We start from the raw sequence: 26,890 nt of genomic DNA, 5'->3' as shown, positions 1-26,890 counted from the left end.
TTGTTTTCCTTGTTGTTTGAGAGGTTCAGAGCTTGCGCGCGATCATTTCGCGCATGACTTCACTGGTGCCGCCGTAGATGCGGTTGACGCGCATGTCGACGAACGCGCGGGCGATCGGGTACTCCATCATGTAGCCGTAGCCGCCGTGCAGCTGGACCATGTCGTCGATGCATTTCCACAGGGTTTCGGTGGTGTGGAGCTTGGCGATGGCGGCTTCTTCGAGGGTCAGCCGGCGACGCATGTGTTCGCCCAGGTAGTAGTCGACCATCACCCGCAGCGCGGTGGCCTGGGCCTTGATGTCGGCGAGCTTGAATTTGCTGTTCTGGAAGTCCCACACGGTCTGGTTGAAGGCCTTGCGGTCCTTCACGTACTCGATGGTTTGCTCCAGCAGGCGCTCCAGCTTGGCGGCGGCGGAGACTGCGATGGAAAAACGCTCTTGCGGCAGTTCCCCCATCAGGTAGGTGAAGCCCAGGCCTTCCTCGCCCAGGCGATTGCCCACCGGCACACGGACGTTGTCGAAGAACAGCTCGGCGGTGTCCTGGGCGTGCTGGCCGACCTTTTCCAGCTTGCGGCCATGCTTGAAACCGGGGCGACTGGTTTCCACGGCAATCAGGCTGATGCCCTTGGCGCCGGCCGCCGGGTCGGTCTTGCACACGACGATCACCAGGTCGGCGGTCAGGCCGTTGCTGATGAAGGTCTTGCTGCCATTGATCACGTACTCGTCACCGTCGCGCACGGCGGTAGTGCGCACGGCTTTCAGGTCGCTACCGGTGCCGGGTTCGGTCATGGCGATGGCGAGGATGATTTCACCGGAACAGATACCCGGCAGCCACTTCTGTTTCTGTTCTTCGTTGCCGCAGCGGTTGATGTACGGGGCAATGACGTCGGAGTGCATGCCGAAGTAGGCGCCGCTCACACCGGCCCGGGCGAACTCTTCGTTGAACACCGCGCAATGGCCGAAATCGCCGCCGCCACCGCCGTATTCGGTGGGCAGGGTGATGCCGAGCAAACCTTCGCGACCGGCCTTGAGCCAGGTTTCGCGGTCGACCTGGCCGGCCTTGTCCCAGGCGGCCTGGCGCGGCAGGCATTCACGCTCGAAAAAACGTCGCACGGTGGTGCGGAACATCTCATGGTCGTCGCGGAAAACGGTTCGGGCGATGTGCACGCAAGACTCCTCAAAGATAGCGGGCCGGCATTGGGCCAAGCGCCTGTGATTTGAGGGTTACGATAGGTGGGGGGCAGCGAGCGAACGCCACCCGAGGTGGGTGGCGGTTAAAAAATCACTGAAGACAACACAATCCCTGTGGGAGCGGGCTTGCCCGCGAAGAGGCCAGCAAATTCAACATCTGTGTTGACTGACGCACCGCCTTCGCGGGCAAGCCCGCTCCCACAGGTTTCTCTATTGGCAGTTAGTGAGTACCAGTGCCTGGATCACCCTGCGACTCCAGATCCCGCACCCGCGCCACCGCTTCATCGCGGCTGCTGACGCCGAGCTTGCTGTAGATATGGCTCAGGTGCCATTTCACGGTTTCCGGGGACAGCCCCAGCGCACGGGCGATTTTCTTGTTGGGCAGGGCCTGGGCCAGAAGGCGCACCACTTCGATCTCCCGCTCGCTCAAGGGCTCGATCCCGGCCGCCAACGGTTTGCTGGTTGGCGCCTTCTCAGGCTTGGCTTTCGAGACCGCAGGCGCGGTGGCCCCGGCGGCCTGCAAGCGTTCGACATAAAACGCCAGCACCGGGTCCAGGACTTCCCGGCTGGTGATGTCGCAGATCAGTTGCAACCCGTCCGGATGGGCGTCGAGCAGGCTGCGTACCAGGCCGAAGCGTTGCCCTCGGCGCAGTGCTTCCATGACTTTGTCCCGCGCCTGCTCATGTCGACCCCGTTCGGACTCGATCACGGCACTGAGCACCATCAGGCGCACTGCGCCGAGTTGGCGGCGGTGCCTTTCACAGGTTTCGATCAGTAGTTCTATGCGTGCGAAGGCACCGTCCAGGTCGCCCTGTGCCAGTTGCCAGCGAGCGCGGGCGTTCTCGGCCAGGATATGGATTTCCTTGAGTGCCGTGTGCCCGGCGTCCGGGTGACGCGCGTCGATGGCTTCCAGGCGCGCCAGCCTGGCCTGGGCTTGTGTGGTCTCGCCGAGCGTCAGCAACCAGCGCACCTGCCAGGTCAGGCAATAGGCTTGCAGACGCTCCAGGCCGAGTTTGATCGCGTACTCATCAAGGCGCTCGACGAACGCCAGGGCCTCCTGATGGTTACCCGCCAGCCATTGCACATTCCACAGCACTTGCAGCACTCGCAGCACGGAATCGGGAATCGAGATCCGTTCGAGAATGTCGATCCAGCCCGAGAGCATCTTGAACGCGGCGTCGAGGTCGTTGGTTTCGTACAGCACTTCACCGAGCAGGGCAGCGGAGAGATAAGTCGCGTCGGCACCGCCCTTGCCGCATTGGCCGGCTTCATGCAACACATCGCGGTAAACCCGTTCCGCCTGGGTCATCTGGCCTTCAAGGGCCAGGCTCAAGCCGATCAGGCAACGGCCCTGAAGGCTGCCCGCCGTGGTCCCCAGCAGGGGCTGGCCATTGATCAGCAGGTTCGGCCGGTCGAGTTGCACCTGCCGGGCCTTTTCGTATTCACCGCGGTGCATGTACAGCCAGGACAGGATGTTGGCACAGGAGCCGATGGCCACGCTGTTGCTGCCCGCGGGCGGGTTGAGCAATTGCGGCAGGACCGTCATGGCTGCATCGGTGTCATCCCGTTGCAGGGCCAAAGAGGCGCGCAGCAGCGAGATCATGAAGCGGTCATGGACTTCGCTCTCGGGAACGTCGCGAAACAGTTGTTCGAGGCTGGCGGTGCAGGCCACGAAGTCCCTTGCATACAGCTGCATGCGCGTCTTGAGAATGCGCAGCTTGACTCGGGCCTGTACCTGTTCGACCGGCAACAGCCGCACCAGCTCGATCAGCATGCGCAGGTCGCCATGGGCGTACAGCGCCTCGCAGTGTTGTTCCACCAGATCGGCGGCGGCCGACGGGTCGCCGCCCATGACCGCATGGTGCACCGCTTCATCCAGGTGATTGTGCTCGCGGAACCAGTTCCATGCGCGAACGTGCACCGCTTGTTGCTCGGCGTTGCTGCGCGAGTCGAAATACTTGAGCAGGGTTTCACGCAGCAATGGGTGCAGGCGATACCAGGTTTCGCGCTCGGCGCTGTCCACCGGAATCAGGAACAGGTTGTCCCGCTCCAGCCGCGTCAGCAGCGCGTTCGCTTCGGCAACCGCCTGCGGCTGACCGCTCAAGGCCGCGCACAACGAGGCGCAGAAACGGTTGCACACGGCCATGAGCAGCAGCAGGTCGAGGTCGGTCGGTGACAGGTGGGACAACACTTCGACTTCGAAAAACCTGGCGAAGGCTTGATCGTCCCGTAGCTGCGCCTGCACCGACGTTGCCTGCGTGGCGGCAGGCGGGCGATTCTTTTTGCGGCTGACGGCGAGCAGTTGCAGGCCGGCGACCCAGCCATCGGTCAGATCATGCATCATCCGGGCGTCCCGGGCGCTGATCTCGCCCAATTGCGCCTTGAGGAACTGTTCGGATTCGGCGGCGGTGAAACGCAAGTCCCGCAGGTTGAGCTCCAGCACCAGTTCCTGGCTGCGCAACCGCGCCAGGGACAGCGGCACGACACTGCGCGATATCAGCGCCAGGTGCAGGTTGGCCGGGGCGTAGTCGATCAACCATTGCAAGGCCTGGTGAATGCCCACGTCCGTCAGGTGGTGCAGGTCGTCGAGTACCAGCACCAGCTCACGGCCACGACTGGCAATGCTGCGCACCAGGGTGATGACGGTGCGCTCCACGGCTTCGCTGTCGAGGCCGCGACCTTCCAGTTGAGTCGCTTCGCGCACGAGCGTCGGGTCGATCTGGCCGAGGCTTGCCAGCAGATAGTCAAGAAAGCGCGCCAGTTCGTTGTCGTCGGCCGACAGCGTCAGCCACGCCACGTCGAACCCCAGCGGCAACAGCGCCTGACGCCAGGCGATCAGGGTCGAGGTCTTGCCACACCCGGCCGGTCCCTTGAGCACGATGCAACGCAGGCGGCGAGCCTTGAGCATTTGCTCCTGCAGGCGCTCGCGGGAAATCAGGCGCCCGGCGCTGCGCGGCGGAGTCAGCTTGGTACTGACGATCGGGGACTGAACCGGATTGAAGGCCTGGCTGGCATGGGTGTCCGATGCATTGGACTTGCGGTGTTTATCCATGGGGCTGTCCGATTCTTTTTTTGTTTTGTGAGTGCGCCGAATCTCATCGAGTGTAACCCAGACCATGGGCGGGATGACCCTGTCTTTGGCGGCCACCACCCGATGCGGGTGGTGGTCGGTGGGTTCGGGATTGATCTACTGGATGGCACAACAATAGGAGTGCTGCTGGCGCTCCAGAAGAATCAGGGAGCGTTGGCGATGAGCGTACTGAGCGGCATTCGGGTGGTGGAATTCGAGGCAATCGGGCCGGCGCCGTTTGGCACCATGCTGTTGGCCGACATGGGCGCCGACGTGGTGCGCATCGACCGGCCGCAGAAGGCCGCTGACCTGGGGCCGAAGCTTGAGGGCAAGCGCGCGGACATCACCGGGCGCAGCCGCCGTTCGGTCACCCTCGACCTGAAGCACCCCGACAGTGTCGCCGTCGCGCTGGAGTTGATTGAACGCGCCGACGTGGTGATCGAAGGGTTTCGCCCCGGCACGATGGAGCGCCTGGGTCTCGGCCCGGAAGTCGCGCTACAGCGCAATCCGCGCCTGGTCTACGGCCGTATGACCGGCTGGGGCCAGACTGGCCCGATGGCCGACCGTGCCGGTCATGACCTGAACTACATCGCCTTGTCGGGAGTGCTGTCGAGTATTGGTCCGGCCGGTGGTCGGCCGGTGCCGCCGCTGAACCTGGTGGGTGACTACGGCGGTGGCGGCATGTTGTTGGCGATGGGCGTACTGGCGGCGCTGGTCAATGTGCAGCGCGGCGGCGCCGGGCAGGTGGTCGACGCGGCGATGACCGAAGGTGCGGCGCAGCTGGGCTCGGTGATCTGGGGCCTGCTGGCCGGCGGTCACTGGAAAGAACAGCGCGGCAGCAACCTGCTCGATGGCGGTGCACCCTGGTACGACACCTACGAAACCGGCGACGGCCAGTACATGGCGATCGGACCGATTGAATCGCGCTTTTATGGGCAAATGCTGGACATTCTCGGACTCTCCAGCGCCGACCTGCCCAGCCAGCACGACCGGGCTGGCTGGCCACGGTTGCGTGAGGCATTCACCGCCGCGTTCCTCGGCCGTACCCGCAAGCAGTGGGAAGAGGCCTTCGAAGGCAGCGACGCCTGTGTTGCGCCGGTGCTCGGGCTCGCCGAAGCGGCCAGGCACCCCCACGGCATTGCCCGTGGCAGCTTCATCGAGGTCGCCGGGGTGGTGCAACCGGTGCCGGCTCCGCGTTTCCTCGGCACGCCATCGGCGCAACCGCAACCGGCGCCCGAGCGTGGAGAACACGGCGGCGCAGCACTGCTCGACTGGGGCTTCGACGCTGCGGCCATCGAGCGCTTGCGTGAACTGGGCCTGGGTTTTGGCGCCTGAAAACAACATGAAGAATCGCGCAGCGCAGGAGTTACACCATGGCCATTCAATTCAAGATCATCGATCACGTGGCACTCATCACGCTCGATGCGCAACAGTCGAACAACGCGCTGACCGTCAGCGACCTGATGCACCTGCGCAAGACCCTGGGTGCCTGCCAGGATGACGAGCAGGTGCGGGTGATCGTCTTGACCGGTGCCGGCGAACGCGCGTTTTGCAGCGGTGCAAGCCACAAGGAGTCGTTGCTGGGGGCATCCGGGTTTGTCGCCTGCACCCTCAAAAGCCGCGAGACAGAAGCCGAGGAGGGTGGCTACAGCCGGCTGTTCGACCTCAGCGACCTGGACATCTGGAAACCGGTGATTGCCGCCATCAATGGTGCCTGCCTGGGTGGCGGTCTCGAGTTGGCGCTGCAATGCGATCTGCGCATTGCCTCGGCCAGCGCCACGTTCGGCTTGCCAGAGGTTTGCGACGCGACCATTCCGGCGGCCGGTGGCGTGCAGTACTTGCTGCGTGCAATTCCAGCGGCCCATGCCATGAAAATGGCGCTGACCGGGGAATCGATCAACGCCGGGCAGGCCTTGGACATCGGTTTGATCATCGAGCTGTTGCCCGAGGACCGCCTGCTGCCAGCGGCGCTGGATCTGGCCGAGCGCATTGCCGCCAATGGCCCGCTCGCGGTGCAGTCGATCAAGCGCCTGGCCTTGCAGAGCGCCCATCTCGCGCCCCGGGACTTCGTCACCCAGGCCCATCTGCACTGGGGCTTGCTGCGCGACAGCGAAGATCACGCCGAAGGGCGCATGGCCCAGGTCGAGCAGCGCTCACCGAAATACACCGGTACCTGATCCGTATCCTCGCGTTCGTTACCTGACAACAATAATTCACAGGAGAACCTCATGTATCTGACCCAAGGCCTGCACCGTGTGCTGCAGCAACGTCCCCATGCCGTAGCGACGGTCTTTCGCGACCGCCGCCGCACCTATGCCGAACTGGCCGACCGGGTGGCTCGCCTGGCCGGGGCCCTGCAGCAACTGGGGATGCGGACCGGCGATCGCGTCGGTCTGCTGGGCCTGAACTCCGACCGGTTCCTTGAGTATTTCCTGGCGACCTGGTGGGGTGGTGGCGTGGTCAACCCGGTGAACATTCGCTGGAGCGTGCCGGAAATCGTCTATTCGCTGGACGACTGCGACACCCGCATCCTGCTGATCGACGACACCTTCCTGCCCATGGCCGAAGGCATTGCCGGCAGCGCCAGGGTGCGGCCGTTGCTGATCCACATCGGCGACGGGCCGTTGCCAGAAGGCATGCTGTCCTACGAGCAGTTGATGGGTGACGCCACGCCCGTGGACGACGCGTTTCGCGGCGGCGACGACCTGGCAAGCATCATGTACACCGGCGGCACCACCGGCCGACCGAAAGGCGTGATGCAGTCGCACATGAACCTGTGGTCCGCCGCCGTGGCCCGCGCCGCCGACGTACCGGTGCCGGTGGATGCATTGACCCTGCACATCGCGCCGATGTTCCACCTGGCGGCGCTGTCGCGGGTGATCCTGATTTCGCTGCTGGGGCTGCCGAGCATTTTCGTTCCGGCCTTCGATGCCCTGGACGTGATGCGCACCATCGAGCGCGAGCGCATCACCGATATCCTGATCGTGCCGACCATGCTTCAGGCGCTGATCATGCACCCGGATTTCCCCGGGCATGACCTGAGCTGCCTGCGCAGTCTCACTTACGGCGCCTCGCCGATTGCCGTGCCCTTGCTGGAAATGGCACTCAAGGCCTTGCCGAATGTCGAGTTCACCCAAGGCTACGGCATGACCGAAGCGGCGCCGCCGATCTCCGCCAACGGCCCGGAAAACCACAGCGCCGAAGGCATCGCCAATGGCCGCCTGCGCTCGGCCGGGCGCCCGGGGCTGGGTGTCACGGTGCGCATCGTCGACGAACAGGACAACCCAGTGCCCTGCGGCACCGTCGGCGAAGTGGTGGTGCGCGGCCCGAACATCATGCTCGGCTACTGGAACAACCCCGAGGAAACCGCCAAGGCCTTGCGCGGCGGCTGGATGCACACCGGCGACGGTGCCTACATGGACGCCGATGGCTTCATCTACATCGTCGACCGCTTCAAGGACATGATCGTCAGCGGTGGCGAGAACGTGTATTCCGGCGAGGTGGAAAGCGCCATCGCCAGCCACCCGGCCGTCGCCGCCTGCGCAGTGATCGGCATTCCCTGCGCGCAGTGGGGCGAAGCGGTGCACGCGGTGGTGGTGCTCAAACCGGACAACGAGGTTGCAAGCGCCCAGATCATTGAGCACTGCCGTCGGCAGATTGCCGGCTACAAGACCCCGAAATCCGTGGAGTTCCGCGCTGCGTTGCCGTTGTCCGGTGCGGGCAAGGTGCTCAAGCGCGATCTGCGCGAACCGTTCTGGCGCAGCACGGATCGGGGTGTGAGCTGACAGCATGTACATGACCCAATGCCTGCAGCGCACACTGCAACAGAACCCGGATCACATCGCGACTATCTGTGGCGAGCGTCGCCACACCTACCGTGAATTTGGCGAACGGGTCGCTCGCCTGGCGGGCGCCTTGCAGAAACTCGGCATGGCGGCTGGTGACCGGGTCGGCATGCTGGCGCTGAACTCCGACCGCTACCTGGAATACATCATGGGCGTGTGGTGGGGCGGCGGGGTGCTCAACCCGGTGAATGTGCGCTGGAGTGTGCCGGAGATTGTCTACTCGCTGGACGATTGCAATACCGCCATCCTGATCGTCGACGAACACTTTGCCACGCTGGCCGAAGACATCCGCAAAGTCACGCGCCATGCGCCCCGATTCATTTATGCCGGTGAGGGCGAAGTGCCGGTGGGCATGCTCGGTTTTGAGCAGCTGATTGCCCAGGCCACGCCGGTCGAGGACGCCGGGCGCGGCGGTGAGGACCTCGCCTGTATCATGTACACCGGCGGCACCACCGGGTTTCCCAAGGGTGTCATGCAGTCGCACCTGAACCTGTGGTCGGCGTGCATGCCACGCATGGTGGACATGCCGCCGATCCGTGGCGGTCTGTTGATGCATGTCGCGCCATTGTTCCATGTCGCCGGCATGGCCCGTGCGCTGATTCAGTTTCTGGCCGGTGAAAGCCATGTGCTGGTGTCGAGCTTCGACCCGTTGCAGGCCTTGCAGATGATTGAGCGCGAACGGGTCACCGAGACGTTGCTGGTGCCGACCATGATCCTTGCGCTGTTGGCTCATCCAGACTTTGACAAGTATGACCTGGGCAGCCTGAAGCGCCTGACCTACGGCGCTTCACCCAGTGCCGGGGATATGGTCGAGCAAGTGCTGGCCAGACTGCCGGACATCGAACTTTCACATTCCTACGGGCTGACCGAGGCCTGCCCGGTGGTGTCCAGCAATCTGCCGTGCAATCACACGCCAGAGGCGCGCATCAGTGGCCTTTCCCGCTCGGTAGGGCGCGGTGGCCTGGGCGTCAACGTGAAGATCGTCGACCCGCAGGGCCAGGAGGTACCGCGCGGCACGGTGGGCGAGATCATCGTGCGCGGGCCGAACATCATGCAGGGCTACTGGAACAAGCCCGAGGAAACCGCCAGGGCGTTGCGCGACGGTTGGCTCTACACCGGCGACGCGGCGTGGATGGACGAGCAGGGCTACCTGTTCATCGTCGATCGCTTGAAGGACATGATCGTCAGCGGTGGGGAAAACGTTTACTCGGCGGAAGTCGAAAACGTACTGGCGCGACACCCGGCCGTGGCGATGTGCGCGGTGATCGGCATTCCCCATGAGCAGTGGGGCGAGGCGGTGCACGCGGTGGTGGTGCGCAAGCCAGGTGCCTGGGTCGATCAGCAACAGCTGCGCTTGCATTGCCGTGAATTCATCGCCGGCTACAAGTGCCCCAAGAGCGTGGAGTTCCGCGATGACCTGCCGCTGTCGGCGGCCGGCAAGGTCCTCAAGCGCGAACTGCGTAAATAACCACACCACACCCCCTGTAGGAGCGAGCCTGCTCGCGATGGACGTAAGGACGACGCGTAAATTCAGGCAGCACGCGTTATCGTTGACGTCCATCGTCGGAACGCCGCCCGGAGCAGGCTCGCTCCTACAGGGGGGGCCGTGTTTCAAACCTTCGATTTTCGCTACCCGATCCGGGTGGCTTCACCACCCACCCGCATCAATACAGTGGACTCACGAACCAGGCGCTCGTCTGCCTGGCAATCCACTGGAGATCCCGATGCATATCAACCGTACCGTCTACCGTGAAGACCACGAAATGCTGCGTGAAACCGCGCGGCGTTTCTTCGAGCGCGAATGCCTGCCCAAGCAGGCGCAGTGGGACGAGGCCGGGCAGGTCGACCGGGAAACCTGGCTCAAGGCGGGCCGCCATAACCTGCTGTGCCTCACCGTGCCCACCGAGTACGGTGGTGGCGGCGGCGATTTCGGCCACTCGGCGGTGCTGATCGAAGAGCTCTACCGCGCCGGTGTCTCCGGCTGGAGCCTGGGCGTGCATTCGGACATCGTCGCGCCCTACATCGTGCGCCTGGGCACCGAAGAGCAGAAGCACAAATGGCTGCCGAAAATCTGCACCGGCGAAACCGTGCTGGCGGTGGCCATGACCGAACCGGGCACCGGTTCCGACCTCAAGGCCATTCGCACCACCGCCGTGCGTGACGGTGACGAGTGGGTGATCAACGGCAGCAAGACCTTCATCAGCAACGGCCTGACCTGCGACATGGTCGTGGTGGTGTGCAAGACCGACCCGAGCGCTGGCGCCAAGGGCTGCAGCCTGATCATGGTGGAGTGCAACCGCGAAGGTTTCCGTCGTGGCCGCAAGCTGGAGAAGGTCGGCCAGCATGCTGCCGACACCGCCGAGCTGTTCTTCGACGACGTGCGCGTGCCGGTGGGCAACCTGCTCGGTGAGGAAAACAAAGGCTTCATGCACCTGATGGAAGAGTTGCCGCAGGAACGCCTGGTGATCGCCCTGTACAGCGCCGCCAAGCTCGAACGCCTGCTGGAGCAGACCGTCGAGTATGTGAAGGACCGCAAGGCCTTCAACCAGACGGTGTGGGATTTCCAGAACACCAAATTCAAGCTCGCCGACATCAAGGCCAAGGCCACCGCGGTGCGCCTGACCATCGACCACTACATCGCCGAACACATGCGCCGGCGCCTGACCGTGCAGGAATCGGCCATCGCCAAACTGTACGCCACCGAGACGCTTTGGCAGTGCATCGACGACATGGTCCAGCTCCACGGCGGCTACGGCTACATGCTCGAGTACCCGATTGCCCGCGCCTTCGTTGACATGCGTGTGACGCGCATCTTTGGTGGCACCAGTGAAGTGCTGCGCGAGCTGATCGCGCGCCAGTTGTGATCCTTCCTCCTCATTTTCAGGTGACACCATGAGCGAAAAAGTCCTGGTTGCCGGCGTCGGCATGATCCCGTTCCGCAAGCCCAGCGAAAGCCCGACCTATGTGCAGATGGGTGCCGAAGCGATACGCCTGGCCCTGGCGGATGCGGGCATCGACTACAAACAGGTGCAAGAAGCCTATGCCGGTTATGTCTACGGCGACTCTACCTGCGGCCAGACCGTGCTGTACGAAGTGGGGATGACCGGGATTCCTGTGGTCAACGTCAACAACAACTGCTCCACCGGTTCCACCGCGCTGTTCCTGGCGCGCAAGGCCATCGAGTCCGGTTCGGCCGATTGCGTATTGGCGGTGGGATTCGAGCAGATGCAGGCCGGCGCGTTGAAGTCCCACTGGGACGACCGCCCGCCAACCCGTGAACGCTTCCTGCCGATCCTGCGCGGTCTCACCGCCGATATGGATGGCATGCCTCAGGCCATCCGTACCTTTGGCGGTGCCGGGCGCGAGTACATGCACAAATACGGCACCAAAATGGAAACCTTCGCCGCCGTGCGCGCCAAGGCCAGCCGTCATGCCGCCAACAACCCGCTCGCATTGTTTCGCAAGGTGCTCAGCGTCGAAGACGTGATGAACGACCCGGTGATTCTGCCAGGCGTCATGACCCGCCTGATGGCGTGCCCGCCAACCTGCGGTGGTGCCGCGGCGATCCTGGTGTCCGAGCGTTTTGCGAAGAAGCATGGCCTGCGCCGCGACGTGGAAATCCTCGCCCAGGCGATGACCACCGACACCCCGGAATCCTTCAACTTCGAAAAACCGTCGATGCTCGACTGGGTCGGTACCCATATGACTGACGCCGCCGTGGGCCAGGTCTACGAGAAGGCCGGGGTCGGCCCGCAGGACATCGATGTGTGCGAGCTGCATGACTGCTTCGCCCAGAACGAAGTGATCTGCTACGAGTCGCTGGGTTTCTGCCCGGAGGGCGGGGCCGAGAAGTTCGTCATGGACGGCGACAACACCTACGGCGGACAGATCGTCATCAACCCGTCCGGCGGCCTGCTTTCCAAGGGCCATCCGCTGGGCGCGACCGGTCTGGCGCAGTGCTACGAGCTGACCCGGCAGTTACGCGGCAACGCCGACCAACGCCAGGTCGAAGGTGCACGCCTGGCCATGGCCCATAACCTCGGGCTGGGCGGTGCATGTGTGGTGACGCTGTACGGCAAGGCCAGTGGGGGTGCCCGGTGAGCAGCTTGCTCGAGGCCTTTCGCCTGACCGCGCTGCCGCCACACGCCGAGGCCTTTCGTGCCGAGGTCAAAGGTTTTCTGGGCGAGCATCTGCCGAGCGTCCCGGCGGATGTACGGGCCCGCAGCTGGACCGGTTTTGACGCCGGTTTCAGTCGCCAACTGGCGCAACGTGGCTGGGTCGGCCTGACCTTGCCGGCCGCTTATGGCGGTGCCGGGCTGGATGCATTCAGTCGCTTCGTGCTGGTCGAGGAACTGCTGTCGGCCGGTGCTCCGGTGGCGGCGCACTGGATCGCCGACCGCCAGAGCGGACCGTTGATCCTGAAGTTCGGCAACGACGCGCAGAAGGATTTTTTCCTGCCGCGCATCTGCGCCGGCAAGGCGTTTTTCTGCATCGGCATGAGCGAACCGAATTCAGGGTCTGACCTGGCCAGCGTGCGCAGCCGCGCCACCCGTTGCCCTGAAGGCTGGCGTCTGAGCGGGCGCAAGATCTGGACCACCAATGCCCATCACGCCGACTACATGATCGCCCTGGTGCGCACCAGCGGCTCGCCCGAGGACCGTCACAACGGGCTGTCGCAATTCATCATCGACCTCAGGCAGCCAGGCATCAGCGTGCGTCCCATTGTCGACCTCGCCGGCGACGCGCATTTCTCTGAAGTGGCCTTCGACGACGTCTTGCTCGGCGAAGACGCGTTGGTGGGCGAGGAGGGCAGCGGCTGGAAGCAGGTCAATGCCGAACTCGCCTTCGAGCGCAGCGGGCCGGAACGCTTCTACTCCAGCGTGGTGTTGCTCGATCTGTGGGCCGACACCTTGCGTCGTCATGGCGCCACTGCACAGGAATCCGCGTTGCTCGGCAGTTTCCTCACGCAGTTGACCTGCCTGCGCAATCTCTCGCTGGCGCTGACGGCATTGCTCGCCCGGGGTCAAAGCCCGGTGGTGGAAGCCGCGCTGGTCAAGGACATCGGCACTGAATTCGAACAGGCGATCCCGTCAGCGATTGCCTCGGCGATCAGCGCAAATCCGGATGTACCCGTCGATGAGGAGCTGTACCGCACGGTCGCCTACCTGAACCAGGTCGCGCCGACTTTCTCGTTGCGCGGCGGCACCCGGGAAATCCTGCGCGGCATGATCGCCCGCGGCCTCGGCCTGCGCTGATGCACCTCGAATAGGAAAAACTTCATGTTCACTGAAGCCATTGAAAAGATCCTCAGCGACTTATGCACGCCGGCGCTGGTCCGTGCGGTGGAAGGCGCAGACAGCGCTGCAACGCTGTGGAGTGCCCTGGAAGACAGCGGCTTTCTCGAATTGCTGACGCCAGAAATCGCCGGTGGCGCGGGACTGGCGCTGAATGCACTGCTGCCGATTTTTGTCGCCTTCGGTCGCTGCGCACTGCCGGTCCCGGCGGCGCAAAGCATTGCCGCCCGCGCGTTGCTGCGTGACTGCCCGAGCGCGCCACCGTCCGGCATGGTGACCCTGGCCGGTACAGCCTGTCGCCAGTCCGATGGCCTGTTGTGTGTGCCGCGTGTGGCGTTTGGCTTGTTGGCTGATTTCGCCCTGGTCAACCTGGAAGGCGAGTTGCTGCTGCTCGATTGCAGCCTCGCCCGCCGCGAGTCCACGGGCGTTCACGGCAGTCAATGCGCCACCTTGTACTGGCCGCAGGATTCACTCGGCAGCGCAATCGGTCATAACGGCGAAGAAGTTCGAGTGTTCAACGCCGCTATCCACGCCGCCGCCATCGCCGGGGCCATGGAGCAGGTTCTCGCCATGACGCTGGAGTACTGCAACGACCGGGTGCAGTTCGGCAAGGCCATCGGCAAGTTCCAGGCCGTGCAGCATCAACTCAGCGTGATGGCCGAGCAAGTGGCCGCCGCGCGCATCGCCGCTGAACTGGCGTTTTCCGGCGATTTCCAGGTGCCGGACCGGATGGCGACGGCCATTGCCAAGGCGCGGACCAGCATGGCCGTGCCTCAAGTCACGGCCATCGCCCACGCACTGTTCGGCGCCATCGGCGTGACCGAAGAACTGGACTTGCAACTGTTCACCCGGCGCCTGCACGAGTGGCGTATCAGCGACGGCTCGGAAACCTGGTGGAACGGCATCGTCGGCCAGGCGTTTCTCGCACAGCCGGACACCTGCGCCAGCCATTTCGTGCGTCAAGTCACCCCGTCCCCATCGGCCTGAGGATCATTCATGAGCGCGTTTTTGAAATACGAACAGGAAGGTCATGTCGTCACCCTGACGATGAATGACCCCGAGCGACGCAATCCGCTGACCGGCAACAGCGCCGTGCCGGAATTCCTCGAAGCCATTGAGCGAATCGAACGCGACAGCAGTGTGCGTGCAGTGATCATCACCGGCGCCGGCACGGCGTTCTGCTCCGGTGGCAACGTGCGCGACATGGATCGCTACGCGCAGATGTCGGGCATGCAGTTGCGTCAGGAATATCGCACCGGCATTCAGCGCTTGCCCCTGGCGTTGTTCAATCTGGAAGTACCGGTGATCGCCGCGGTCAATGGCGCGGCCATCGGCGCGGGGCTGGACCTGGCGTGCATGTGTGACATCCGCGTGGCATCGGAGCATGCGAAGTTTGCCGAGAGTTTCGTCAAGTTGGGGATCATTCCTGGCGACGGCGGTGCCTGGTTGTTGCCACGCATCATCGGTTTGTCCCGCGCCACCGAACTGACCCTGACCGGACAAATGATCGACGCGCGCCAGGCCGAGCAATGGAACCTGGTGTCCCGCGTTGTTCCCGCCGAGCAGTTGCTGGATACGGCGCGGGACATCGCCGCGTCGATTGCCGCCAACCCGCCTCACGCCGTGCGCCTGGCCAAGCGTTTGTTGCGCGAGGCCTTGCACACCCGACTCGACACGCTGCTGGAAATGTCGGCGACGTTCCAGGTGCTGTCGCACCAGACCGCCGACCACCGCGAAGCCGTGGCGGCGTTTATCGACAAGCGGCCACCGACTTTTACCGGGTGAGTGTCACCGAGCGTAACGCCCGGTGAGCGGCGTTCAGACCGGGTGGTTACGCGGCACAAAATCCCATCGATAACGCTGCTTCAAATCACCCGTTCGGGTGTGAGACCCCCAACGGAGCCCCACTAGCATGGGCGCTCCAACACTTAATCCTTAACCGGAGAAACCGCATGACAACAAAAACAATGCGCGGAGTCTTCCAGCCGAGTCTGCTGGCCGTCGCTGTGATGGTTGCCGCTTGCGCGAGCAATCAGGCTCACGCTGTTGATTTCAACATCGGGGAAATCCAGGGCAATTTCGATTCGTCGCTGTCGGTCGGTGCGAGCTGGTCGACGGCTGATCCAGACAAGCAATTCATCTCCAACTTCAACTCCCAGGGCGTCACCGGCGGCCAGTCTTCGTCCCGCACGACAGACGACAACCGCCTGAACTTCAAGAAGGGTGAAACCTTCTCGAAGATCTTCAAGGGCGTGCATGACCTTGAGCTGAAATACGGCGACAGCGGCGCCTTCGTGCGCGGCAAGTACTGGTACGACTTCGAGCTGATGGACGAGAGCCGTCCGTTCTATGACATCAACGACTCGGGGCGCGACCGTGCGGCCAAGTCGTCCGGCGCGATGTTCCTCGACAGCTTCATCTACCACAACTACACGATCGGCGATCAGGTCGGCAACGTGCGCCTGGGCAAGCAAGTGGTGAGCTGGGGCGAGAGCACTTTCATCGGCAACTCGATCAACAGCATCAACCCGATCGACGTCGCCGCGCTGCGCCGTCCAGGGGCGGAAGTGAAGGAAGGCCTGATCCCGGTCAACCTGCTTTACGTGTCCCAGGGCCTGGCCGACAACATCACCGCCGAAGCGTTTTATCAGCTGCAATGGGACAAGTCGGTGGTGGACAACTGCGGCACGTTCTTCGGCAGTGACGGCGTACCCCAAGGCTGCGACGACCGCCTGGTGATCGCCGGTCTCGACCTGCCGCCGGGCGTGGCGAAGAACACCGGTGGCTTGGCAGCCATTGCCGCGGGCAGCGATGACGCCTTCATTCCGCGCCTCAACGACAACGATGCACGCGACAGCGGCCAGTACGGCCTGGCCTTGCGCTGGTACGTGCCGGAAGCCAATGACACCGAGTTCGGTGCCTACGCGATGAACTACCACAGCCGCAGCCCGTTCCTCAGTATCAATCAGATGAGCAACCCGGCCGGTGGCGTGGCCTCGGCGCGCAGTGCCCGCTACTTCATCGATTACCCGGAAGACATCCGCCTGTATGGCTTGAGCTTCCAGACCAACGTCGCCGGCGTCTCGCTCGGTGGCGAAGTCAGCTACCGGCCGAACATGCCGCTGCAACTGAACACTGCCGACCTGTTGTCTTCGGCGACCTTCGGTGCGACGTCGCCGCTGATCACCACCGGTTTCGCCGGGCGTACCCTGGGCGGCGAGGTCAATGGCTACAAGCGCATGCCGGTGACCCAGGCGCAGGTGACCGCCACGCAGTTCTTCGATCAGGTCTTCGGCGCCAGTCGCCTGACCCTGGTGGGCGAGGTGGGTTACAACAAGATCAACGGCCTGGGCAAGGCGGACGGTACGGACTTGCGCTTCGGTCGCAGCCCGGCTTTCGGTTCCGGTGAACTGCCGGGTGCCGCGGGTGCCGCCACTTGCCGTGGCACCGCAGCGGGCCTGCCCAACGCCAGCAACCCGGCGCAGGAATGCAACAACGATGGTTTCTACACCAGCAGCAGCTGGGGCTATCGCCTGCGCGGCAAGCTCGATTACCAGAACGTGATCGCCGGTATCAACCTGTCGCCGAACATCGCCTGGTCCCACGACGTCCAGGGTTACGGCCCGAACTTCGATGAAGGCTCCAAGGCGGTCAGCGTCGGTGTCGATGCCGACTACCAGAACACCTACACCGCCAGCCTCAGTTACACCAACTACTTCGGCGGTGATTTCAATACCAACGTCGACCGCGACTACGCCGCGCTGAGCTTCGGCGTGAATTTCTGATGCAAGCCTGCCAGAGGAATCCGAACATGAACGCACGTGTAATGCTGCGCGCCGGCGCACTGAGTCTGTCGTTGCTGGCCAGCGGTGTGATGGCCGCTGTTACCCCGCAGGAAGCCGCGCAACTGGGTACCACTTTGACGCCACTGGGCGCGCAGAAAGAGGGCAATGCCAACGGCACCATTCCGGCGTGGACCGGAGGCCTCAAACCCGGCGCGGCGGCACTCGACAATGGTTTTCTCGGCGATCCGTTCGCCGGTGAAAAGCCGCAGTTCGTGATCACGGCAGCCAACGTCGAGCAGTACAAGGACAAGCTGACCCCCGGCCAGATGGCGATGTTCAAGCGCTATCCGGACAGCTACAAGATCCCGGTGTTCAAGACCCAGCGCACCGCCGCCTCGCCTCAGAACATCTATGACATTGCCAAAAAGAGTGCGGTGACCACCGAACTGACCCCCGATGGCAACGGCCTGGTGAACTTCACCCAGACCCGCTATTACCCGTTCCCGATCCCAAAGAACGGTGTGCAGGTGTACTGGAACCACACCAACCGTTATCGCGGCGGCAACATGGAACGCATTGCGGCCCAGGCCGCTCCGCAAACCAACGGGTCTTACTCCATCGTCGAGTACGAGGACAAACTGGCCTTCCCGCAACTGATGGACGGCGTCGATGCCGGGCAGGCCGACAACGTCCTGTACTACTACAAACAGGAAATCACCGCGCCGTCACGCATGGCCGGCAGCGTGATCCTGATCCACGAGACCATCGACCAGGTCAAGGAACCGCGCCTGGCGTGGGTCTACAACGCCGGCCAGCGAAGGGTGCGCCGTGCGCCACAGGTGGCGTATGACGGGCCGGGCAACGGCTCGGACGGCATGCGCACCGCCGACAACACCGACATGATGAACGGTGCGCCGGATCGCTATGACTGGAAGCTGGTGGGCAAACAGGAACTGTATATCCCTTACAACAACTACAAATTGCAGTCACCGAAGGTCAAGTACGACGACATCATCAAGCCGGGACACATCAACCAGGACCTGACGCGTTACGAGCTGCACCGCGTGTGGCACGTGCAGGCCACGTTGAAGCCGGGCCAGCGCCACGTGTACGCCAAGCGTGACATGTACTTCGACGAAGACACCTGGCAACTGGCCGAAGTCGATCACTACGATGGCCGTGGCCAGCTGTGGCGGGTGGCGGAAGGTTATGCGGTCAACGATTACGAGCGTGGTGCGTCGAACTTTGCCATGCTCGGCATCTACGACCTGATCGCCGGTCGCTACAACGTGTTGGCGATGACCAACCAGTCCAGGCATGCCACCACCTACGGCATGACCGCGAAAATGACCGACTTCACCCCGGCGGCGCTGCGTAACGACGGCATTCGCTGACCGCTTGTCCGGCTTCAGACAACGCCCTGTTCGCAGGGCGTTGTGCGTTGATACCCACCTGATGCGGGTGGCGCCTGAACTGCCGACTGGCCCAATGATGGAGTTCACTTTCCATCAATGAGGTCTGCCATGTTGATGCCACGACCGCATCTGTGCGACGTACTCGAGAGCAAGCCTTGCCGCTTGCAACTGCTTTGCGCGCCTGCCGGGTATGGCAAGACTTCCGTTTTGCAGGAGTATTTGCAGGGTGTCGCGACGGTGGTGTGGGTGTCTTTGGGTGGGCAGGCTTTGACGCTTGAGCACTTCATTGCACGATTGGCGGGGGCGCTGGGGTTGGCGGTTGATACGGCGGCGGATGTGGTGCTGGCGTTTCTCGATTCAGGAGCGTCGGTGCCTGTTACTCCGCTTTCGCGAGCAGGCTCGCTCCCACAGGGGATTGCTGTCAACTGTGGGAGCGAGCCTGCTCGCGAAGAGGCCCTGGCGAACAGCGAAGATCCCAAGCTAAGCCTGATCTTCGACGACCTCCCGGCACACCTGCCGCCAGAACTGAACCACTGGTTCGACCAACTCCTGTCCCTGAAAAACCCCCGACTGCAAGTGCTGGTCACCTGTCGCCAGCGCCCGGACTGGAATCTGCCGCGCCTGATGCTGACCGGCCAGCTGCTGGAACTCGATGCCCGGCAACTGGCCCTGCGCCCCGACGAATTCGAATCGATGATCGATGCCCTCGCGCCGCACACCGATGCACTGGCCAGGGAAAAGCTCTGGCATGAGACCGGCGGGTGGTGCGCCGGTGTTCGCCTTGCGCTTTCGGCTCCCTTGCTCGGTCAGTACCTTGAGCGTGAATTGCTGTCGCGGCTCAGCGAAGAACAGCGCGAGGTCCTTGGCGGCCTCGCGCATTTGTCCCGGGTCAGTGCCGACCTCTGCGAACAGTTGTGGGAAGGCCAGCAGGGCGGGCGGGTGTTCAACAGCCTGCTGCACGGCCAGGCCTTTGTGTTCCCGGTCGAGCAACAACCAGGCTGGTACCGGCTGCTGCCGGCCGTGGCCCGGGCGTTGCAGCCGCAACTGACCGGCGTGGCGCTGAACCGCTTGCGCCTGCGGGCCTGCCAATTGCTCAGCGTGCTGGGGCAGGTCGACGACGCGGTGGAGCAGGCGTTGTGCGCCGACCAACCCGAGGTGGCGGCCAATTACATGGAGCGCCTGTGGCTGAGCTGGATCCTCGCTGAGCGGCATCTGAACAAGCTGATGGACTGGCGCGAGCGCATCGAGCCGCAACTGTTGCACAGCAGCCCGCGCCTGATTTACCTGTGTGCCAAGGCGTTGTTGTTCAGTGGGCGGCTGGACGAAGCCGGCGAATGCCTGACGCGCTTGGGGCATTTTCTGCCGTTGCCCGATACGCGGCGCAACCAGCGCCTGCTGGCAAACTGGCAGGCGCTGTACGGCACCTTGCAGGCACTGCGCGGCCACGCCGATTGTGCGCGCCTGCATTGCCGTGCGGCCCTCGACTGTCTGTCGGCCGAGGATTGGCTGTCGGTCCTGTTGTGTCACTGCATCCTGGCGCGCATTGCGATGGAGGCGGGCGACCTGGTCGAAGCGCAATCGCTGCTGGATCACTCACTGGAACTGGCCCGACGCCAGGGCAGTCATGAATCGGAAGTGCTGGTCAACGTCGACCGGGTGCGCCTGCTGATCCTTCAGGGGCAATTGGGCCTGGCGCAATCGCTGGTACGCAGCGAGCTCAATCGACTGACCACGAGCGGGGCGCGGCCGTACCCCTTGCTGGGACGGTTGTTGTTTGCGCAAGGCGAGTTGCTGTTGCAACAGGGCCACGCCAACGAAGCCGAGGCGGTGGTACAGGCGGGGCTGTTGCAGGTCCGCGACTGCTGCGCACCTTTGTGCTCAACGGTTATCTGCTGCTGGCGGAAATCGCCTCACGCCGCCATGACCCGGAAAAGGCCCGCTGGCATCTGCACGAAGCCGAGCGGCGCATGCATTGGGGCAAGATCCACCCGGCGTGCTACCAGGGGCCGATCGCCCGGCACAAAGCCAGGATCGCCGCCCGCGAGCAACCGGCCAACGACGAAAAAGTCTCGCCGGTGCGCACGAGCGGCGTGCCGGATTATCAGGATGACCTGACCCCCCGCGAGGTGTCGGTGCTCAAGTTGCTGGCCGAAGGCATGTCGGTTCGCGAAGTCGGCAGCCGCTTGTTCATCTCGGAAAACACCGTGAAAACCCACGCCAAGAACATCAACGTCAAGCTCGGCGCGTGCCGTCGCACCCAGGCCATCAATAGCGCCAAGGCCATGGGCATTCTCGCCTGAACCCTTTCGAGCGGCCGCCACCCACCCGGTCCGGGTGGCGGCGTCGCGCCGGCGATGATCAACCATGCAGCCAGACCCTGTGCATTGCAGCCCCACGCGGGCGCTTCCCGACAAAAACAAGAGAGGTAGTGATGAGCGCCATCGAGAGTTCGACGAGCTGTGACATCCGCACGATCCTGGAAAAACAGCGAGCGGCCTTCCAGGCCCGTGTGCCCTATAGCCTGGAAGAACGCTGTGAATTGCTCGACCGGGCAATCGGTTTGCTGGTCGACCATGAGCAGGAAATCATCGACGCCCTGACCGCCGATTTCGGCCATCGCAGCCCCGGTTTTTCCAAGGGCAGTGAAGTGCTGTCGCCGCTGGCCACGCTCAAGCAGACCAAGGCCGAACTGGCGTCATGGATGCGCCCGGAACAACGTCAGGCCCGGGCCGGTGAAGCCTGGGTACAGTATCAGCCGCTTGGCGTGGTCGGCATCGTCACCGCGTGGAACGTGCCCGGCTATATGGTGTTCAGCGGGCTGGCCGGCGCTTTGGCGGCGGGCAACCGGGTGATGATCAAACCGTCGGAATACAACCCGCAGACCTCGGCACTGATCGCCAGGCTGATCCGTTCGGTGTACGCCGAAGAGGAAGTGGCGGTGATCCTGGGGGACGCGCAGGTCGGCCAGGCGTTCTGCGGCCAGCCGTTCGACCATCTGCTGTTCACCGGTGCCACCAGCATCGGCAAGCACGTGCTGCGGGCGGCGGCGGAGAACCTGGTGCCGGTGACCCTGGAGCTGGGCGGCAAGTCGCCGACGATCATCTCGCGCTCGGCGGACTTCAACGACGCGGTGGCCAAGGTGGTGATCGGCAAACTGCTCAATGCCGGCCAGTTGTGCGTGGCACCGGACCATGTGTTCGTCCCGCAGGAGTCGGTGGACGCCTTCATCGGCGTGGCCAAGGCCGTGGTCGCGAAATTCTTCCCGACGCTCAAGGACAACCCTGACTACACCTCGATCATCAACGCCCGCCATTTCGAACGCTTGCAGGGCTACCTGAGCGAGGCCCGCGCCGCCGGTGTCGAGTTGATCGAACTGAACGCCGCGGCGGAAGACTTCAGCCAATCGACGCTGAACAAGATCGTACCGACGCTGCTGCGCAACCCCGGCGACGATCTGCAGGTGATGCAGGACGAAATCTTTGGTCCGCTGCTGCCGATCAAACCCTACGCAACCCTCGACGAAGTCATCGCCCAGATCAATGCGCGGCCGCGTCCGCTGGCGCTGTACTACTTCGGCAAAGACGCCAGCGAAGAAGCGCAAGTGCTCGCGCGCACCTGCTCTGGCGGCGTGACCCTCAACGGCGTGATGAGCCACGCCAGCACCGAAGGCCTGCCGTTCGGCGGCGTCGGCCCGAGCGGCATGGGCGCCTACCACGGCATCGACGGTTTCCGCACCTTCAGCCACGCCAAAGCCGTACTGCGCACGGCCAACCCGGCCTGACCCCCCCCATCATTGTCGAGAGAACTGCCATGAAAGCTGCTGTATTCCATCAGGTTGGAGCCCCGCTGGTCATTGAAGAAGTGGGCATCGGCAAACCGGGCCCGCGCGAAGTGTTGATCCGCACCAAAGCGGTCGGCGTTTGCCACTCGGACCTGCACGTCATCGACGGTTCGTTCCCGTACCCGGGCCCCATGGTGTTGGGCCATGAAGCCGCTGGCGTGGTCGAGCAGGTCGGCTCCGAAGTGCGCTCGGTCAAGCCCGGCGACCATGTGGTCACCTGCCTCACCGTTTTCTGCGGTCACTGCGATCACTGCGTGACCGGTCACCTGGCGCGCTGCGTGTCGCCGGAAACCAAGCGCGGCAAGGACGAGGAGCCACGCCTGACCTACGTGCACAAGCCGATGCCGCAATTCGTCAACCTGTCCGGGTTCGCCGAGCAGATGCTGGTGCACGAAAACGCCTGCGTGGCGATCCGCCGCGACATGCCGCTGGACCGTGCCGCCTTGCTCGGTTGCGCGGTCACCACCGGCACCGGCGCGGTGTTCAACACCGCCAAGGTGCGTCCGGGCGAGACCGTGGCCGTGATCGGCTGCGGCGGCATCGGCCTGGCCGCGATCAACGGCGCGGCGCTGGCCGGGGCAGGGCGCATCATCGCCATCGACATGCTCGACTCGAAGCTGGAACTGGCCCGGCAGTTCGGCGCCACCGATGTGATCAACGGCCGTGACGGCGATGCCGCCAAACAGGTGCTGGAGCTGACCCGTGGTGGCGTGCACCACGCCTTCGAATGCATCGGCCTCAAGCAGACCGCCGAACAGGCGTTCGCCATGCTCGCGCGCGGCGGCACCGCCACCGTGATCGGCATGCTCAAGCCTGGCCTGAAGATCGAGCTGGACCCGCTGCAGTTGCTCCACGAGCGGTGCATCCAGGGCTCGCTGATGGGCTCCAACCGCTTCCCGGTGGACATGCCGCGCCTGGTGGATTTCTACATGCAGGGCCGGCTCAAGCTCGACGAGATGATTTCCCAGCGTATCCGCCTGGACCAGATCAACGAGGCGTTCGATGAGTTGCGTCGCGGTGAACTGGCGCGCTCGGTGATCGTTTTCGATTGATTGGCCTCATTCCCCTGTAGGAGCGAGCCTGCTCCGGGCGGCGTTCCGACGATGGTCGTTAACGAAAACGCGGGTTCGCGGGTTGAACGCGGCGCTCTTGAGTCCATCGTCGGAACGCCGCCCGGAGCAAGCTCGCTCCTACAGAGATACAAACAGGCAGGGCACGCCCAAACGCTTTTTGGAGTTGATGGATGGACATTGAATTTTCGGTGCACGAACAAGCCTTTCGCCAGGATGTCCGGGCCTTTTTGCGTGACAACTTGCCGAAGGAGTTGTCCGAGCGAATTACCCTCGGCAAACGCCTGAGCAAGGAACATCAGGTGCAATGGATGCAGATCCTCGACCGGCAAGGCTGGCTCGCGCCGGGCTGGCCGGTTGAGTTCGGGGGTACCGGCTGGAGCGCGGTGCACAAACATATCTTCGACGAAGAATGCTTCGCCGCCGGTGCGCCGAAAGTGGTGTCCTTCGGCCTGAAAATGGTCGCTCCGGTGATCATCAAGTTCGGCACCGCCGAGCAGAAGGCACACTTCCTGCCACGGATTCTTTCCTGCGAAGACTGGTGGTGCCAGGGCTACTCCGAACCCGGTGCCGGCTCTGACTTGTCGTCGTTGAAAACCCGCGCCGTGCGCGAGGGCGATCACTACGTGGTCAACGGCCAGAAAACCTGGACTACCCTGGCGCACTTCGCCGACTGGATGTTCTGCCTGGTGCGCACCGACCCCGAGGCCCGGCAGCAACGTGGCATTTCGTTCCTGCTGATCGACATGAAAACCCCGGGCATCACCGTGCGGCCGATCATCACCCTGGACGGCGAACATGAAGTCAACGAAGTGTTCTTCGACAATGTGCGGGTGCCGGTGGCCAATCTGGTCGGGCAGGAAAACGAGGGCTGGACCTGCGCCAAGTACCTGCTGACCCACGAGCGCACCAGCATCGGCGGGATCGCGCAGAACAAGGCCTTGCTCACGCGGCTCAAGCGCATTGCCAGCCAGGAGGTGCGTGACGGGCGGCCGCTGATCGAAGACCCGCTGTTCCGTGCGCAGATCGCCGAAGTCGAGATGCAGTTGATGGCGGCCGAGATGAGCAATCTGCGCACGCTGGCGGCGACCCGGAACGGCGATGTACCCGGTGCCGAAAGCTCGTTCCTGAAGATCAAGGGCACCGAGATCCGCCAGGCCATAACCTATCTGATCAGCAAGGCGGTGGGGCCGTACGCGTTGCCGTTCATTGAAGATGAACTGGGTTATGGCAGCGAACCGTTGCTGTACACCGACTACAGCAGCGCGGCCACCTACCAGTATCTGGATGCGCGCAAGGCCTCGATCTACGGCGGCGCCAACGAAATCCAGAAGAACATCATCGCGAAAATGATCCTCGAACTGTAAGGCGCCACGATCATGGATTTCAAACTGACAGAAGAGCAACAGATGCTGCAGGACACCGCCGCGCGCCTGGTGCGTGACGTGTATGGTTTTGAGCAGCGCGAGCAATACCGCCGCAGCACACAGGGTTTCAGCGGCCCGTTCATGCAGCAACTGGGCGAGCTCGGCCTGTGCGCCGTGCCCTTTGCCGAGGCCTATGGCGGTTACGGCGGCAGCGGTGTGGAGAACATGCTGATCATGACCGAACTGGGCCGGGGCTTGTGTCTGGAACCCTACCTGCACTCGGTGATTTTCGCCGGCGGCCTGATCGAGCAGCTAGGCACCGCCGCCCAGAAAGACACACTGTTGCCGCCAGTCGGCAGCGCCAGCCTGCAATTGGCCGTGGCCCTCGATGAGCCGCAGAGTCACTATCAGTTGCACGACGTGCAGACGAGCGCCGAGGCCGTCAGCGGTGGCTGGAAACTCAATGGTCGCAAATCGGTGATCATCGGCGGCCAGAGCGCCGGGCTGATTCTGGTTTCGGCACGCACCAGCCACGGAGTTCGGGACGAGAAGGGCATCAGCCTGTTCCTGGTCGATCCGCAAGACCGCGGCGTCAGTCGACGCAGCTTCGACACCCTGGACGGGCGGATGGCCTGCGAGCTGTACCTGGAAGACGTCTTCGTCAAAAGCACTGCGGTCCTCGGCGAAGTGGGCCAGGCCTTGCCGGCGCTGCGTTATCAGCAAGGCCGGTGCATCGCCGCGCAATGCGCCGAAGCCGTCGGCAGCATGGAAGCGGCGTGCGCCTTGACCCTCGACTACCTGAAAACCCGCCAGCAGTTCGGGCAGCCCATCGGCAAGTTCCAGGTGCTGCAACACCGCATGGTGGATATGCGCATCGAACTGGACCAGGCCACCTCGATGACCCTGCTCGCCGCCTGCGTGGCCGATCAGGCGGACAGCGATGAACGCAGCCGAATCCTGGCCGCCGCCAAGTTCATCGTCAGTCGCGCCAGTCGATTTGTCGCGGACCAGGGCATCCAGCTGCACGGCGGCATCGGCCTGACCTGGGAATACATGCTGTCGCACCATGCCAAGCATCTGCTGATGGTGGCGCGTCAGTTCGGCGACGACGATCACCATCTGCAGGCTTACGCGAAGTTGCTGCAAGTGGCCTGAGCCCCCCCTCACTAAAATGGATTACTGCCGGGCGCCTTCGAACGAACCTGTGCGCACCTCGCCGCTGCGGGTGTATTGGGCGATCAGTACACCCCCGGGCGAGCTGAGCGAGTTCTGCAAGGTGAAGGCAGAGGCTTGTGCGTTGTCGTCGAACAGGCGCTTGCCGCGACCCAGCAGGATGGGGTGAATCATCAGCCGCAGCTCATCGACCAGGCCGGCGCCGAGCAGTTGCCGCACCAGGTCGCCGCTGCCTTGTGTCAGCAGCCTGGGCCCCTCCTGGCGCTTGAGCGCGCGCACCGCGTCGACCGGGTTGCCCGGCAGCGCACGACTGTTGTGCCACTCCAGCGTATCGGCGTGATGGGTGGCCACATGCTTGGCTGCGCCGTTGAACAGCTCGGCAATGCCGTGGTGGGGGGCGTCGGCCTGAACGTGCGGCCAATAGGAGGCGAAGATGTCGTAGGTGCGACGTCCCAGCAGCAACTCGAATGGCTGCGAGAACAGCGCCTGCACGGCCTGGCCGGTTGTCGGGTCGGCGTAGGGCACTATCCAGCCACCGAAGCGGAATCCGCCACTGGTGTCCTCTTCAGGCCCGCCGGGCGCCTGCATGACACCGTCCAGACTGATGAACGCGGCAACGGTGAGTGTGCGCATGGTCTTCTCCTGATTCGCCTTGGTGAAAGAGTTGGGCAGGGAAGTCTGCGGCCCCTTGAGACCATTCCCTGAACGATAGTCGAACGGGACGTCGGGAAATCGACAACAGGATGCGCGGGTCTCATTCCTCATGGGAATGCATTGAATAAAATTAATGAATTTTTATTATCGTTTTGGGTGGCGTAGTTTTATTCGACGACATGGAGAA

The 26,890-nt window shown here is 63.5% G+C and carries 20 protein-coding genes; 17 read left to right on the top strand and 3 right to left on the bottom strand.

The window, feature by feature from the left end:
* Positions 1 to 25 precede the first annotated feature (25 nt).
* Positions 26 to 1,126 carry an acyl-CoA dehydrogenase family protein gene (locus tag AB4O16_RS04635; RefSeq protein WP_178120533.1) on the bottom strand — a complete coding sequence of 367 codons (1,101 nt, stop codon included), beginning with the start codon at positions 1,124 to 1,126 and terminating at the stop codon, positions 26 to 28.
* A gap of 283 nt (positions 1,127 to 1,409) precedes the next feature.
* Positions 1,410 to 4,241, bottom strand: a complete 2,832-nt coding sequence (locus AB4O16_RS04630) for a LuxR C-terminal-related transcriptional regulator (RefSeq protein ID WP_460157133.1) — start codon at positions 4,239 to 4,241, stop codon at positions 1,410 to 1,412.
* 198 nt (positions 4,242 to 4,439) lie between these two features.
* On the opposite strand from AB4O16_RS04630, the gene AB4O16_RS04625 reads away from it, so the two are divergent.
* The 17 genes from AB4O16_RS04625 (at position 4,440) to AB4O16_RS04545 (ending at position 26,031) form a co-directional block, all read left to right on the top strand.
* Positions 4,440 to 5,594 (top strand): CaiB/BaiF CoA transferase family protein, encoded by a 1,155-nt coding sequence (locus AB4O16_RS04625; protein ID WP_460157132.1) that lies wholly within the window; start codon positions 4,440 to 4,442, stop codon positions 5,592 to 5,594.
* A 38-nt stretch (positions 5,595 to 5,632) separates the two neighbouring features.
* Positions 5,633 to 6,436, top strand: a complete 804-nt coding sequence (locus AB4O16_RS04620; protein ID WP_460157131.1) for an enoyl-CoA hydratase/isomerase family protein — start codon at positions 5,633 to 5,635, stop codon at positions 6,434 to 6,436.
* Positions 6,437 to 6,487: 51 nt separating this feature from the next.
* On the top strand, positions 6,488 to 8,044 hold the full coding sequence (locus AB4O16_RS04615; RefSeq protein ID WP_460157130.1) for an acyl-CoA synthetase: 1,557 nt from the start codon (positions 6,488 to 6,490) through the stop codon (positions 8,042 to 8,044).
* 4 nt (positions 8,045 to 8,048) lie between these two features.
* Positions 8,049 to 9,572, top strand: coding sequence for an acyl-CoA synthetase (locus AB4O16_RS04610; RefSeq protein WP_460157129.1), 1,524 nt, complete (start codon positions 8,049 to 8,051; stop codon positions 9,570 to 9,572).
* A gap of 256 nt (positions 9,573 to 9,828) precedes the next feature.
* The gene (locus AB4O16_RS04605; protein ID WP_160385895.1) at positions 9,829 to 10,968 is read left to right on the top strand and encodes an acyl-CoA dehydrogenase family protein; all 1,140 of its coding nucleotides are present in this window, start codon (positions 9,829 to 9,831) and stop codon (positions 10,966 to 10,968) included.
* 28 nt (positions 10,969 to 10,996) lie between these two features.
* Positions 10,997 to 12,205, top strand: a complete 1,209-nt coding sequence (locus AB4O16_RS04600; protein ID WP_160385894.1) for a lipid-transfer protein — start codon at positions 10,997 to 10,999, stop codon at positions 12,203 to 12,205.
* Entirely contained in the window at positions 12,202 to 13,359 is a 1,158-nt protein-coding gene (locus tag AB4O16_RS04595) for an acyl-CoA dehydrogenase family protein (RefSeq protein ID WP_160385893.1), read from the top strand. The genes AB4O16_RS04600 and AB4O16_RS04595 overlap by 4 nt, the downstream gene beginning before the upstream one ends.
* Before the next feature lie 24 nt (positions 13,360 to 13,383).
* The gene (locus AB4O16_RS04590) at positions 13,384 to 14,385 is read left to right on the top strand and encodes an acyl-CoA dehydrogenase family protein (RefSeq protein ID WP_160385892.1); all 1,002 of its coding nucleotides are present in this window, start codon (positions 13,384 to 13,386) and stop codon (positions 14,383 to 14,385) included.
* Positions 14,386 to 14,394: 9 nt separating this feature from the next.
* Positions 14,395 to 15,183, top strand: a complete 789-nt coding sequence (locus AB4O16_RS04585) for a crotonase/enoyl-CoA hydratase family protein (RefSeq protein ID WP_160385891.1) — start codon at positions 14,395 to 14,397, stop codon at positions 15,181 to 15,183.
* 167 nt (positions 15,184 to 15,350) lie between these two features.
* Positions 15,351 to 17,183 (top strand): DUF1302 domain-containing protein, encoded by a 1,833-nt coding sequence (locus AB4O16_RS04580; RefSeq protein WP_160385890.1) that lies wholly within the window; start codon positions 15,351 to 15,353, stop codon positions 17,181 to 17,183.
* Between the two features lie 26 nt (positions 17,184 to 17,209).
* Positions 17,210 to 18,577, top strand: coding sequence for a DUF1329 domain-containing protein (locus tag AB4O16_RS04575; RefSeq protein ID WP_460157128.1), 1,368 nt, complete (start codon positions 17,210 to 17,212; stop codon positions 18,575 to 18,577).
* Positions 18,578 to 18,706: 129 nt separating this feature from the next.
* Positions 18,707 to 20,713, top strand: coding sequence for a MalT transcriptional regulator family protein (locus tag AB4O16_RS04570; protein WP_460157127.1), 2,007 nt, complete (start codon positions 18,707 to 18,709; stop codon positions 20,711 to 20,713).
* Positions 20,689 to 20,898 carry a response regulator transcription factor gene (locus tag AB4O16_RS04565; protein ID WP_460157126.1) on the top strand — a complete coding sequence of 70 codons (210 nt, stop codon included), beginning with the start codon at positions 20,689 to 20,691 and terminating at the stop codon, positions 20,896 to 20,898. Before AB4O16_RS04570 ends, AB4O16_RS04565 begins: the two co-directional genes overlap by 25 nt.
* 131 nt (positions 20,899 to 21,029) lie before the next feature.
* Positions 21,030 to 22,379 (top strand): coniferyl aldehyde dehydrogenase, encoded by a 1,350-nt coding sequence (locus AB4O16_RS04560; protein WP_460157125.1) that lies wholly within the window; start codon positions 21,030 to 21,032, stop codon positions 22,377 to 22,379.
* Between the two features lie 29 nt (positions 22,380 to 22,408).
* Positions 22,409 to 23,491: a Zn-dependent alcohol dehydrogenase gene (locus AB4O16_RS04555; protein WP_460157124.1), complete on the top strand. Its 1,083-nt coding sequence runs from the start codon at positions 22,409 to 22,411 to the stop codon at positions 23,489 to 23,491.
* 191 nt (positions 23,492 to 23,682) lie between these two features.
* Positions 23,683 to 24,876, top strand: coding sequence for an acyl-CoA dehydrogenase family protein (locus AB4O16_RS04550; RefSeq protein WP_160385886.1), 1,194 nt, complete (start codon positions 23,683 to 23,685; stop codon positions 24,874 to 24,876).
* 12 nt (positions 24,877 to 24,888) lie between these two features.
* Complete coding sequence (locus AB4O16_RS04545; RefSeq protein WP_460157123.1) at positions 24,889 to 26,031, top strand: acyl-CoA dehydrogenase family protein; 1,143 nt, start codon at positions 24,889 to 24,891, stop codon at positions 26,029 to 26,031.
* 21 nt (positions 26,032 to 26,052) lie between these two features.
* Here AB4O16_RS04545 and AB4O16_RS04540 read toward each other — a convergent pair whose 3' ends face one another.
* Complete coding sequence (locus AB4O16_RS04540; RefSeq protein ID WP_460157122.1) at positions 26,053 to 26,682, bottom strand: dihydrofolate reductase family protein; 630 nt, start codon at positions 26,680 to 26,682, stop codon at positions 26,053 to 26,055.
* Positions 26,683 to 26,890: the final 208 nt, after the last annotated feature.

It is taken from the genome of Pseudomonas sp. S2_H10 (assembly GCF_054668285.1).
Note: the sequence above shows the minus strand (reverse complement) of the source record. Positions and strands in the feature narration are given on the sequence as shown.